The following is a 12,224-nucleotide window of genomic DNA, read 5'->3' as shown; positions in this document are numbered from 1 at the left end:
TTGCCTATCCGTTCAGCCGGTCGAGCCGCGCCCTGACCGACAGCCCATGCGCCTCGAGGCTTTCCGAGATCGCCAGCCGCTCCGCCGCCGGCCCGATCGCCGCCAGTGCCGCCGGGGTCATCTTCGCCAGCGTGGTGCGCTTGAGGAAGTCCATCACCGAGAGCCCCGACGAGAACCGCGCCGAGCGCGCCGTCGGCAGCACGTGGTTCGGCCCGCCGACATAGTCGCCGATCGCTTCGGGCGTCCAGCCGCCGAGGAAGATCGCGCCCGCATGGGTGATCGCCTCCGCCAGCCCGTCGGGGTCGGCCACGCACAGCTCGAGATGCTCGGGCGCGACGCGGTTCGAAAGCGCCGCCGCTTCGGCCAGGTCGCGCGTCACGATCACCGCGCCGAAATCGCGCCAGCTCGCGCCCGCGATGGCGCGGCGTTCCAGCGTCGTAAGCCGCGCCTCGACCGCCGCCACGACGGCGCGGGCGAAATCGGCATCGGGCGTCACCAGGATCGACTGCGCGCTTTCGTCATGCTCGGCCTGGCTCAGGAGGTCGAGCGCGATCCAGTCGGGATCGTTGTCGGCGTCCGCGATCACCAGGATCTCCGACGGGCCGGCGATCATGTCGATGCCGACCTTGCCGAAGACCCGCCGCTTGGCCGCCGCCACATAGGCATTGCCCGGGCCGGTGATCTTGTCGACGCCGGCAATGGTCTGCGTGCCATAGGCCAGCGCCGCGATCGCCTGCGCCCCGCCGATGCGATAGACCGTGTCGACGCCCGCCAGCCGTGCCGCCAGCAGCACCAGCGGATTGACCGCGCCGCCCGGGGTCGGGCAGGCGATGACCAGCCGCTCGACCCCCGCCACCTTCGCCGGGATCGCGTTCATCAGCACCGACGAGGGATAAGAGGCAAGCCCGCCCGGCACATAGAGCCCCGCGGCCGAAACCGGCGTCCAGCGCCAGCCAAGCTCGGCGCCCGAGGGCTCGGTCCAGCGCGCATCCGCGGGCATCTGGCGGGCGTGATAGGCGCGGATCCGTTCTGCCGCCAGTTCCAGCGCCGCGCGGTCCTCGGGGCCGACCTTGGCGCATTCCGCCTCGATCTCTGCGGCCGAGAAGGCCAACGTTCCCGGCGTCAGCTCCAGCCGGTCGAAGCGCGCGGTCAGCTCGATGACGGCGGCATCGCCGTGGGCGCGGACATCGGCGATGATCGCGGCGACGGCGGCATCGACATCGGGCGCGTCCTCGCGCTTCTGGCCCAGAAGCGCGGTGAAGGCGGCCTCGAAGCCCGCGTCGGTGGTGGTCAGGAATTGCGGCATCTCGCGCCCTCCGGTCGGTCGCCGCCGGGCTTAGCCGAGCGGAGCCTTGGCCTCAACAGGGAACGCTGCACGCCGCGCGGGCAGAAGCGCCAGAGCGCAGGGGGGCGCGGGGGGAGCCGCTGCTCCCCCCGTCCCTGTTTCGGCCGTTCACTCGGGGTGGTGCGGGACCTTGCCCGAGGGCGCGACATAGGGCTGGGTCACGTCGCGCAGCGTCACGTCGAGGCATTCCGCGCTGGCCGCCAGCGCGCCGTCGCCGGCGAAGGTCAGCACCAGGCGCCCCGCGCCGTCCGCGCCGGGCTCCCAGCCCAGGCCCAGGAGCGACAGCACCATGTCGCCGTCACCCCTGGCGATCCCCTGCGACGACACGCGCAGCACGCCGCCCAGGATCAGCAGCGCCCGCACCCGTTCCGGCGCGCGGCCCTCGCGCGTGGCCTCGGTGCGATCCTCCCAGCGGAAGCGGTTCACCAGCAGCACCAGCCGGCGCGCCTTCGGCTCCCAGCGGATATCGGCGCCGGTCAGCACCGCATCCTGGCAGAGCGCCGAGATCACCTGCAGATCCTCGGGCGTGATCGCGCCCAGGTGCAGTGCCCGTTCGGCCCCGTCCTCGAAACGCGCGTCGTCCTGCATGGGTCGTTCTCCGTTCTCCGTTCAGCGGCGGCGGCGGCGGCCGTCCCGCGCCAAGATGCGGCGCGCGCGGGCGGGGTCAAGGAAGCGGGGGTCAGGCCTCGCGGATCCGCTCGATCGTGGCCCCGCAGGCGCCCAGCTTCTCTTCGACCCGCTCGTAGCCGCGGTCGAGGTGATAGACCCGGCTCACCACCGTCTCGCCCTCGGCGGCCAGCGCCGCGAGGATCAGGCTCACGCTCGCCCGCAGGTCGGTCGCCATCACCGGCGCGCCCTTCAGGCGCTCGACCCCGGTGACCACGGCCGAGCCGCCATGCACCTCGATCCGCGCGCCCATCCGGGTCAGTTCGGGGGCGTGCATGAAGCGATTCTCGAAGATCGTCTCGTGCAGCGTGCTGCGGCCCTCGGCGGTGCACAGCAGCGCCATCATCTGCGCCTGCAGGTCGGTGGGGAAGCCGGGGAAGGGCTCGGTCGTCACGTCGACGGCCGAAACGCGGCCGTTTTTCCGGCTGACCTTCAGCCCGTCCTTGGTCTGCTCGACCGAGACGCCCGCGGCATCGAGCTTTTCGGCGAAGGCGCCGACCAGCTCCATCCGTCCGCCAAGGCATTCGACGGTGCCGCCGGTGATCGCCGGGGCCAGCATGTAGGTGCCCAGCTCGATCCGGTCGACGACGACGGGATGGGTGGCGCCGCCCAGACGCTCGACGCCCTGGATGGTGATGGTCGCGGTCCCTTCACCCTCGATCTGCGCGCCCATGCGGCGCAGGCAGTGCGCGAGATCGACGATCTCGGGCTCGCGCGCGGCGTTGTTGAGGACCGTGGTGCCCTTGGCCAGCGTCGCGGCCATCAGCGCGTTCTCGGTCGCGCCGACCGAGACCAGCGGGAAGTCGATCACCGCGCCCTTCAGGCCGCCGGCCGGCGCGCGGGCCTTCACATAGCCCTCGGCCAGGTCGATTTCCGCGCCCATGGCTTCCAGCGCCTTCAGGTGCAGGTCGACGGGGCGCGCGCCGATGGCGCAGCCGCCGGGCAGCGAGACCTCGGCCCGGCCGAAGCGCGCCAGCAGCGGCCCCAGCACCAGGATCGAGGCGCGCATCTTGCGCACGATGTCATAGTCGGCATGGACCGAGGTCAGGTCATGCGAGGACATGGCGAGCACCTGTCCGCCCTGCAGGCCCGCGACCTCGGCGCCCAGCGACTGCAGCAGCGTCGTCATGGTGCGGATGTCCGACAGGCGCGGCGCGTTGGTCAGCGTCAGCGGCTCGTCTGTCAGGATCGTGGCCGGCATCAGCGTGAGGCAGGCGTTCTTGGCGCCGGCGATCGGTATGCGCCCGTTCAGCTCGGCCCCGCCCACGATGCGTATCGAATCCATCTGCCCGCCTTTCCGCCGGCCGTCGTCAGCCGGTCTCGTTCTGATCCTCGTCGCCGTCCGCGTCGCGCGATGTCGCCAGGGCCTTCGCTTGCGCCTTGCGGCGGGCGATGTTGACCTTGAGCGCGGCCTTGAGCCGTGCCTCCTGCTCGGCCCTTGCCTGCTTGGCGGCCTCGCGGCGGGCCAGTCTGCGCGCGGTTGCGTCCATGCCGGTCTTCCTAGCGCGGGGCGCGGGCGGCGTCCAGAACCGGGCGCGGCGGGACGCCGGCGCGGGTGACGTCGGGGCGTGCGGCCCAATTTGCGGGGCGGGTGAAAAATGCCGGAAATTGCGCTTGCGCCCTCCGGAGTTTGCGTCTAAATCCCCGCCACACCGCCCGGGTGGCCTTGCAAAAGGACGACGGCCCGCGGTTCGGCGCTGTGGTAGCTCAGTGGTAGAGCACTCCCTTGGTAAGGGAGAGGTCGAGAGTTCAATCCTCTCTCACAGCACCATCCTTCCTTCATACGTCATGAAAATCAATCGTTTGGATGGCTGCGTTCATCCATTGCGCGAGGCTTGTGCGGTGTCTTCACCGCCCGGCGTCCGCGCCGTTGTCATCCGCGCCTGCGCACGTCCCTTGTCGGGCGACAGCGACACCTGCCGCGGTCGCGGCGGGGCGAACAAGGGTCTTGTCGCTTGGGGAGTATCTGGTAATATATCTGAGATATTCCAAACCCCGGATGCAGACCCATGCCCGATGACCGCATTCCCCAGTCCAGCGACGCGGTGCCGGGGCAGGAGCCCGCGGCGGCGCCGCCGCTGCTCGACGTGCGCGGGATCGAGATCACGCTGGGCGCGCAGCACATCCTGCGCGGCGTCGACTTCACCGTCCGCCGCGGCGAGGTGCTGGCGATCATCGGGGCCTCGGGCTCGGGCAAGTCGACGCTGCTGCGCTGCCTCAACCTGCTGATCCGCCCCGATCAGGGCAAGATCTTCTGGAACGGGCAGGAGATCGGCTGGAAGACCTCGGGCGCCTACCGCCTGAAGATGTCGGAGCGCGAGCTGCTGCCCTATCGCACCAAGCTCGGGATGGTGTTCCAGAGCTTCAACCTGTTCCCGCACATGACCGCGCTCGAGAATGTCTGCGAGGCGCCGGTGCAGGTGCAGGGCCGCCCCGCGGCCGAGGTGCGTGCCGAGGCGCAGGCGCTGCTGGACAAGGTGCGCCTGTCGCACCGGGCCGGGGCCTATCCGCACCAGATGTCGGGCGGCGAGCAGCAGCGGGTGGCCATCGCCCGGGCGCTGGCGATGAAGCCCGACGCGCTGCTGTTCGACGAGGTGACCTCGGCGCTGGACCCCGAGCTGAAGGGCGAGGTGCTGACGGTGATGCGCGATCTGGCCGCGGAAGGGCTGACGATGATCTCTGTCAGCCACGAGATGGGCTTCGTGCGCGGCGTCGCCGACCGGGTGATCTTCATGCACAAGGGCAAGGTCTGCGAGCAGGGCGACCCGCGCGTCGTGCTCGAGCATCCGCAGACGCCCGAGCTGCAGGCCTTCCTGTCCCGCGTCACCGACTGAGCCGCCCGGCTGCCGGGCCTCGGGCGAAAGGCCGGTGCCGCGGATCGGGTCAGACGCCCCGGAACCGGTCCGGCGCATAGGGGCTGAGGTCCAGCGGCGGCACCCGGCCGCGCACCAGCGCCGCCACCGCCTGCGCCGTCACCGCCGCCGTCGTCATCCCGATATGCCCGTGCCCGAAGGCATGCAGCACCCGGTCAGAGCGTGCCGAGCGCCCGATCGCGGGCAGCCCGTCGGGCGTGCTCGGGCGGTCGCCGGTCCAGCGCGCGGGTTCGATCCCCTCGGGCAGGCCGGGGAACATCTGCCGCCCCAGCCGTTCCAGCGAGGCCGCGCGGCGCCAGTTCGGCGCGGCGTCGAGCCCGGCGAATTCCGCGGTGCCGGCGAAGCGCAGGCCGCCCGCGACCGGCGCGGCCATGATCTTCTCCGAAGGCGAGAACACCGGGCGCGTCAGCGCGATGCCGCTGTCGGCATAGGTCAGGCTGTAGCCGCGTTCCGATTGCAACGGCACCCGGTCGCCCGCCATCCGCGCGAGCGGGGCCGAGCGCGCCCCGGCCGCGATCACCACCTGCGCCACCTCGAGCGCGCCATCGTCGAGGTCGAGCCGCACGGCCGCGGCCCCCGGCGTCAGGGCGCGGACCCGCGCGGTGCGGATCTCGCCCCCGCGGGCGGTGAAGGCCGTGGCGAGGGCGCGGCAGACCTCGAGCGGGTCGGAAAGCTGGGCATTGTCGAGAATCATCCGCCCCCGGTCGTAGCGCGGGGCGAGCGCCGGCACCGCGGCGCGGATCTCGTCCGCGGTCACGTCGCGCAGCGACAGCCCAAGGCGCGCGCGCCGCTCCCACGAGGCGGTTTCGGCGGCATGAGCCTCGGCCGAGCGGTAGACGATCAGCGTGCCCGAGGGGCGGATCATCGCGCCTTGGCCGATCTCTTCCAACAGCGCGGTCCAGGCGGGGACGGCCTCGCGCGTCAGGGCGGAGAGGGCCGCGATCCCGGCCGCGTAACGCTCTGGCGTGGCGGCGCGCAGGAACCGTGCCAGCCAGCCCGCCATCCGCGGCAGTTGCCCCGGGCGGATCGTCAGCGGCCCGTCGGGGTCGAGGATCCAGCCCGGCACCTTGGCCAGCACGCCGGGCGCGGCCGCGGGCAGGGTGGAACTGACGCTGATCCCGCCGGGATTGCCCGCGCTCGAGCCCGAGCCGGGGGCGTTCGGCTCGATCAGCAGGACCGCGTGGCCGTCTAGGCGCAGGCGCAGCGCCGTGGCCAGCCCGATCACGCCGCCGCCGATCACCGCGATCCGTTCCTGATGCCGTTCCATGCCGTGCCCTTCCGCCGCCGCTGCGGTTCCGGAAGTGGAACCACAGATAATCTCAGTTGCAATATCACTGATATATTATAGGTTGGCGGCAGCCCGCAAGCTGACTGCCGCAGGAGACGGACCTTGGGATATGATTTCGACTGGTCGCTGATCCTGCGCATCCTGCCGCGGTTCCAGGACGCGATCTGGCTGACGGTGAAGCTGTACCTCTGCGCGCAGCTGCTTTCCATCGCTCTGGCCTTCTCGATGGCGGTGGCGGGGAACATCTGGGCCTCGCGGCCGCTGGGGCGAGTGCTGGGATTCTATTCCTGGCTGTTCCGCGGCCTGCCCGAGCTGATCGTGCTGCTGTTCTGCTTCCTGGCGCTGCCCGACCTCGGCCTGCGGCTGAGCTCGTTCCAGTCGGCGATGATCGGGCTGGCGCTGGTCGCCTCGGCCTATGAATACGAGATCCTGCGCGGCGCGCTGACCTCGATCCCGGCGCAGCAATACGAGGCCTCGCGCGCGCTGGGCTTCCCGCCGGGCAAGATGTGGCGGCGGATCATCGGCCCGCAGCTGATGCGGGTGGCGCTGCCCTCGCTGCTGACCTTCGCCTGTACCTCGCTGAAGCGCACCTCGGTCGCCTCGGCGGTCGCGGTGACCGAGATCATGGGCATGTCGCGCCGGCTGATCGACGCGCTGCAGAAGCCCTTCGAGCTGATGGCGATCGCCATGGTCCTTTATGCGGTGCTCTCGAGCATCATCATGATCGCCGAGGTCCTGGCCCGCCGCCGCCTTGCGCTGAAGTCGGAGTGAGCGGCATGGATTTCACCGTCGTCTGGACCGCCGCGCCGCTGATCGCCAAGGGCATCGGCATGACCGTGCTGCTGATGGCCTGCGTGGGCACGCTGGCACCGCTGCTGGCGCTGCCGCTGGCGCTGGCGCGCGAATTCGGGCCGGCCTGGGCGGGGCGCGCGGTGTCGGCCTTCACCTGGGCGATGCGGGCGGTGCCGACGCTGGTGCTGCTGTTCTTCGCCTATTTCGGCCTGCCGGCGCTGGGGATCTACCTGTCGCCGACGCTGTCGGCGCTGGGGGCGCTGATCGTTTCGGCGATGGGCTACAACGTCGAGTTCCTGACATCCGGCCTGCGGGCGGTGCCGGCGGCGCAGATCGAGACCTGCCGCGCGCTGGGGATGGGGCAGGGCAAGATGATCCGCCGCATCGTGCTGCCGCAGGCGCTGCCGGTGGCGGTGCCGCCGCTGTTCTCGAACCTGACGCTGAACCTGAAGGGCACCTCGCTGGCGGGGCTGGTGGCGGTGCCCGAGCTGACCTCGATCATCTCGGGGCTGATCTCTGAGACCTATCGCCCGATCGAGCTGCTGCTGGTCGCGGGCGCGATCTACCTGTGCCTGAACTCGGTGCTGATCTGGCTGCAGGCGCGGGTCGAGGAGCGGCTCGACGTGCGCTGGCGCGCGGCCCGGGCCGAGCGGCGCGCCGCCGCCTGAGAGCTGCCCGAGGTTTGCGGACCGCGGGTCGTGCAGGGCGCCGTCCCGGTGCAGGGACGGCGCTGGAAAGTAGCGGGTCAGCGCGTGGCCATCGCCTTGTCGTCGAAGCCGCAGGGCAGGATCGCGAAGGTCGTCAGCGCCGCCAGCCGGTGCGGCATGATCACCGGGCAGCCGAACATCGTCTCGAGCCGCGCGGCCATCCGGTCGACATCGCTTTCCGCGGTGCCGAGGCCGAAGCTCCAGACCACCACCAGTTCGGGCTTCACCGCCGCCAGCCGTTCGGCCGCGGGCATCAGGTTGCCCTCGAATCCCTCGTAGGCGATCTCGAGCCGGTCGGCGAAGGGCACGGCCTGCCACAGCGCCTGATCCTGCACCGCATGGCCGATCGAGCTCATCAGCCCCAGTTTCAGGCGGCCGCGCGCGGCGACGGTGTTGGCGACGACGCGCATCACCGCCTCGCAGGGCATCAGCAGCGGCACCGTGGCGCGGAACTGGTCGGGGGCGAACTGGGTGCCGCAGCACAGCACGATGCCGGTGGCGCCGCGCGCCTCGAGCCGGTCGATGGCGCGCTGGAACCAGGGCATTGCCGCCTCGAGGTCGATGTAGACATGATCCCAGCCTTCGCCCAGCCGGTTGCCGGTGGCGCCGGGGACATGGACATGCGCGCCGAGCACCGGGCGGCCGGGCTCGGCCAGCATCGGGCGGATCTCGGACCAGTCGAGCGGGTCGAGGATGTGCTCGCTGATCACCTCGACCGACAGGCCGAGCGCGCGGGCGATGCCGGCGAAATAGATCTCGTAGCTGTCGCGCGGGCCCTGCCCGGTGGTGATGAGGCCAAGTTTCATGGCGGGTCCTTCTGGTTCAGGCGTGAGGGGGGCAGGGCGGCGGTCAGGCGATGCGGAAGCGGTCGAGCGCCGCGGCGTCGATCCGGAAGCCGAGGCCGGGCGTGGCGGGGGCGGTGACGGTGCCCGCGGTCTCGCGCATCAGCGCGGGGGTGAGGCGGGGCAGGGTGATGTCGCCGGTCAGCGCCTGGCTGGCGGGGCCGGGGCCCTGATGGGCGATGCCGCGGGTCGCGGGGGTGGCGGCGGCGATGTGCTGGCTGGCGAAGCGCGAGGGGCCAAAGGTCAGCCCGCCGCCGATGACCAGCGGCAGGCCCGCCGCCTCGGCGATGCGGGCGACGCGCAGCGACTGGGCGATGCCGCCGGCCTTGGTGACCTTGACGTTGAGCACATCGCAGGCGCCCTCGGTCACCAGCGCCAGCGCGTCGCCCGGCACCTTCAGCGATTCGTCCGCCGCGATTGGCACGCCGCAGTCGCGACAGGCACGCATGCCCGCAAGATCGCCGGCCGCCACCGGCTGTTCGAGGAATTCGATCGGCAGCCCGGCGATACTGTCGAGGAAGCGTCGCGCCGTGTCGCGGTCGAAGCCCGCATTGGCATCGACCCGGATGCTGCGCCCGGTGGGCAGCGCCGTGCAGACCGCGCGCACGCGGGCGAGATCCTCGTCGAGATCCTTGCAGGTGATCTTCACCACGACGCCGGAATAGCCGGCCTCGCAGACCTCGAGCGCCCGGGCCGCCATCTCCGCGGGTGCGAGGGCGCCCATCGTGTAGTCGATCAGCGTACGCCGGCCCGGCTCGCCGTCGAGCAGCTGCCCGACCGAGACGCCGCGTGCCTTGCCCAGCATGTCCCAGAGCGCGAGGTCGACGGCGGCGACGGTGGCGACATGGCCTTCGCACAGGGGCAGTAGCGCATCGACGGTGTCGGCCACCGAGTCGATGGTCTGCCCGAGCAGCGCCGGCAGCAGGCATTCATCGATCACCCGCTTGAATTCGGCCGGGTCCTCGGTCAGCGAGACCGGGACCGCCTCGCCCCAGCCGACGACGCCCTCGTCCGACTCGAGCCGCAGAACCACGTTGACGAAGGCATCGAGCGCGCCCCGTGATATCACATATGGCGCGGAAAGAGGCACTCGCACCAGAAAACTGCTTGCGGAAGTGACAATCATGATCCGTCCTTTAGATATATCACACGATATTCGACTTAGAACATCAATTCCCATGTCCAGAGGCGCGGATCAAGGCCTACAACGGGTCCGACCCTCGTTCCAGGAGACTGAGATGACCCTGAAGACTGCCCTCGGCCTGACCCTCGCGCTGGTTGGCCTGCCCTTCGCCGCCGCCGCACAGGATTACGAAGCCAAGCTGGTCAGCAAGGGCCAGCTGACCATCGGCACCACGGGGTCGTCCCCGCCCTCGACCATGTATGACGACACCGCCGAGCTGGTCGGGCTGGACATCGACCTGTCGAAGAAGCTGGCGGCGGACCTTGGTCTCGAGCCGGAATTCGTGGTGCTCGACTGGGCCTCGATGCTGGCCGGCGTGCAGGCGGGCCGCTTCGACATGGTCGCCTCGTCGGTGTCGCGCACGCCCGAGCGCGTCGCCTCGGCCGATTTCATCGTCTCGCAGCCCTATGTTGCCAACGGAGTCGGCGGCGTGGTGCACAAGGACAATGCCGCGATCAAGGGCTGGGAAGACGCCTGCCACGCCAAGACCGGCATCGTGAAGGGCGCGGTGCAGATCAACACCGTGAAGGCCAAGCTGGGCGAGGGCTGCCTGACCGAGGTCGCCGAATACCCGGGCTGGACCGAACTGCTGCTGGACCTGCAGAACAAGCGCATCGATCTGGCCGTCGGCAACTACATCACCCCGGCCTACCTCGTGAACGCCACCGATCGTCCGTTCCGGATGATCGAAGAGACGATGGCGGTGTCGGGCAATGCGCTGGTGGTGCAGAAGGGCAACCCGGAACTGGCCGCGAAGATCGACGCGCTGCTGACCTCGTACATCGCCGACGGCAGCCTGACGCAGCTGACCGAGAAGTGGCTGGGCAAGGGCATCTCGCTGGACCAGATCGCCAAGTGAGTAGCCTGTCGGCCGACGTCGTCGTCGTCGGGGCCGGCGCGACGGGGTCGGTGGTCACCGCCCGCCTCGCGGCGGCGCGCCCCGAGGCGCGGATCGTGCTGATCGAGGCCGGGGGCGCGACGCGTCACCCGGCCCATCGCGTTCCGATCCTGTCAGGATTCGCCCCGTTCCGGCGCGGCATCTCGTGGGACCATGTGGCCGAGCGGCCCCGTGACCTGCCCGGTGGCCCGTCCGGTGGCCCGTCCGGCGGCGTGCCGGTGGCGCTGCTGCAGGGGCGGGTGCTGGGCGGCTCGTCCGAGATCAACGGCATGGTCGTCAGCCGCGGCGCGGCCGAGGACTATGCGCTGTGGCAGCGCGACTGCGGCGACGACTGGTCGCCCGAGGCCTGCCTTGCCGCGTTCCGCGGGCTGGAAACCTCGGCCCGCGGCGGGTCGGAGTGGCATGGCGACGCGGGCGAGATGCACACCCGGCCGGTCGTGCCCGCCGCGCCGCTGGTCGGGGCCTTCCTTGCCGCGGCCGGGGCGGCGGGGCAGCCGGTGGTGGGCGATCTCAATGCGGCCTCGGGGCCGCGCTTCGGGCTGACCGACGTGAACATCCACCGCGGGCGGCGCCATTCGGCGCGGCGCGCCTTCCTTCCGCGGCTGCCCGGGAACGTGCGGCTGCTGGCCGGGCGGGCCGAGCGGCTGACGCAGCGCGCCGGTCGGATCACCGGGGTCGCGCTGCAGGACGGCCGGCAGGTCACGGTCGCGCCGGGCGGCGAGGTCGTGCTGTGCTGCGGGGCGGTGCTGACGGCGCGGCTGTTGCTGGACAGCGGCTACGGGCCGGGGGCGGCGCTGGCGGCCGCGGGGCGGCAGGTGGTCGAGGACGTGCCCGAGCTGGGACAGAACCTGCAGAACCACCCCTCGTTCCTGCTGCGCGCGCCGACGCGCGGTGGCTCGCTGCTGGGGCTGCTGTCGCCCTTGGCCGGGGCCGCGGCGCTGGCGCGCTATCTGGCCGGGGGCGGGGGACCGCTGGGCGAGGGGCTGTTCCAGGCCGCGGGCTATTTCGCGGTGCCGGGGACGGCGCCCGGCGATGCCGATGCGCAGGTGGTGATGAGTCCGGCGCTGTTTCCGGCCGATCCGCGGCGCTGGAGCGACCGGCTGCCGCGCCGCCACGGCGCGAGCTTCGCGATCCAGCAGGGCCGCCCGCACAGCCGTGGCGCCGTGCTGCCGGTGGCGGGCGGGGTGCGGATCGACACCGGCGCGCTGGCCGATCCGCGCGACACCGCGGCGATGCTGGCGGCGGTGGCCGAGGTGCAGCGGATCCTTGCCACGGCGCCGTTCCGCGACTGGCTGGCCGATCCGGCCGCGACGCTGGCCCCGGTGACGGCCGAGCGGCTGCGGGCCACGATCGGGACCGCCTATCACATGGCGGGCACCTGCCGGATGGGCCGGGACGCGGGCGCGGTCTGCGACCCGCGGCTGCGGTTCCGGGCGGCGGCGGGGCTGCGCATCGCCGATGCCTCGGTGATGCCGGTGATTCCCAATGCCGCGCTGCACCTGCCCAGCCTGATGATCGCCGCCCGCGCCGCGGCCTTCCTGCTGGAGGACGGGTGATGCGGGCGCGGCCCCGCGCCCACACCCGGCCGCGAAGCCGCGCGCCACGCATGCGGAGGCTTGCAACGGCGCCG

At 71.5% G+C, this 12,224-nt stretch carries 12 protein-coding genes and 1 tRNA gene; 6 read left to right on the top strand and 7 right to left on the bottom strand.

What is annotated here, in order from left to right:
* Positions 1 to 4: 4 nt before the first annotated feature.
* From hisD to V8J36_RS06225, 4 genes are all read right to left on the bottom strand, one after another.
* Positions 5 to 1,306, bottom strand: coding sequence for a histidinol dehydrogenase (gene hisD, locus V8J36_RS06240; RefSeq protein WP_336466413.1), 1,302 nt, complete (start codon positions 1,304 to 1,306; stop codon positions 5 to 7).
* 147 nt (positions 1,307 to 1,453) lie between these two features.
* A complete protein-coding gene (locus V8J36_RS06235) occupies positions 1,454 to 1,933 on the bottom strand; it encodes a DUF2948 family protein (protein WP_336466412.1) in 480 nt (159 codons plus the stop codon).
* Positions 1,934 to 2,024: 91 nt separating this feature from the next.
* Entirely contained in the window at positions 2,025 to 3,296 is a 1,272-nt protein-coding gene (gene murA / locus V8J36_RS06230; protein WP_336466411.1) for a UDP-N-acetylglucosamine 1-carboxyvinyltransferase, read from the bottom strand.
* 25 nt (positions 3,297 to 3,321) lie between these two features.
* The gene (locus V8J36_RS06225) at positions 3,322 to 3,501 is read right to left on the bottom strand and encodes a hypothetical protein (protein ID WP_336466410.1); all 180 of its coding nucleotides are present in this window, start codon (positions 3,499 to 3,501) and stop codon (positions 3,322 to 3,324) included.
* 206 nt (positions 3,502 to 3,707) lie between these two features.
* On the opposite strand from V8J36_RS06225, the gene V8J36_RS06220 reads away from it, so the two are divergent.
* Positions 3,708 to 3,782 (top strand) — tRNA-Thr (locus V8J36_RS06220).
* Positions 3,783 to 4,020: 238 nt separating this feature from the next.
* Positions 4,021 to 4,845, top strand: a complete 825-nt coding sequence (locus tag V8J36_RS06215) for an amino acid ABC transporter ATP-binding protein (protein ID WP_336466409.1) — start codon at positions 4,021 to 4,023, stop codon at positions 4,843 to 4,845.
* Positions 4,846 to 4,894: 49 nt separating this feature from the next.
* Here V8J36_RS06215 and V8J36_RS06210 read toward each other — a convergent pair whose 3' ends face one another.
* A complete protein-coding gene (locus V8J36_RS06210) occupies positions 4,895 to 6,151 on the bottom strand; it encodes an NAD(P)/FAD-dependent oxidoreductase (protein ID WP_336466408.1) in 1,257 nt (418 codons plus the stop codon).
* Positions 6,152 to 6,274: 123 nt separating this feature from the next.
* On the opposite strand from V8J36_RS06210, the gene V8J36_RS06205 reads away from it, so the two are divergent.
* Complete coding sequence (locus V8J36_RS06205; protein ID WP_336466407.1) at positions 6,275 to 6,943, top strand: amino acid ABC transporter permease; 669 nt, start codon at positions 6,275 to 6,277, stop codon at positions 6,941 to 6,943.
* 5 nt (positions 6,944 to 6,948) lie between these two features.
* A complete protein-coding gene (locus V8J36_RS06200) occupies positions 6,949 to 7,632 on the top strand; it encodes an amino acid ABC transporter permease (RefSeq protein ID WP_336466406.1) in 684 nt (227 codons plus the stop codon).
* A gap of 77 nt (positions 7,633 to 7,709) precedes the next feature.
* Here the strand turns inward: V8J36_RS06200 and V8J36_RS06195 are convergent, their stop codons facing one another.
* Both V8J36_RS06195 and V8J36_RS06190 read right to left on the bottom strand, forming a co-directional pair.
* Positions 7,710 to 8,477, bottom strand: a complete 768-nt coding sequence (locus tag V8J36_RS06195; RefSeq protein WP_336466405.1) for an AroM family protein — start codon at positions 8,475 to 8,477, stop codon at positions 7,710 to 7,712.
* Between the two features lie 43 nt (positions 8,478 to 8,520).
* Positions 8,521 to 9,639, bottom strand: coding sequence for a mandelate racemase/muconate lactonizing enzyme family protein (locus tag V8J36_RS06190; protein ID WP_336466404.1), 1,119 nt, complete (start codon positions 9,637 to 9,639; stop codon positions 8,521 to 8,523).
* A gap of 112 nt (positions 9,640 to 9,751) precedes the next feature.
* Here V8J36_RS06190 and V8J36_RS06185 point away from each other — a divergent pair, with 112 nt between their 5' ends.
* Positions 9,752 to 10,555, top strand: a complete 804-nt coding sequence (locus tag V8J36_RS06185; RefSeq protein ID WP_336466403.1) for a substrate-binding periplasmic protein — start codon at positions 9,752 to 9,754, stop codon at positions 10,553 to 10,555.
* Complete coding sequence (locus V8J36_RS06180) at positions 10,552 to 12,150, top strand: GMC family oxidoreductase (RefSeq protein WP_336466402.1); 1,599 nt, start codon at positions 10,552 to 10,554, stop codon at positions 12,148 to 12,150. The genes V8J36_RS06185 and V8J36_RS06180 overlap by 4 nt, the downstream gene beginning before the upstream one ends.
* Positions 12,151 to 12,224: the final 74 nt, after the last annotated feature.

The sequence above is a fragment of the Frigidibacter sp. MR17.14 genome, from assembly GCF_037095735.1.
Classification (GTDB): domain Bacteria; phylum Pseudomonadota; class Alphaproteobacteria; order Rhodobacterales; family Rhodobacteraceae; genus Frigidibacter.
Note: the sequence above shows the minus strand (reverse complement) of the source record. Positions and strands in the feature narration are given on the sequence as shown.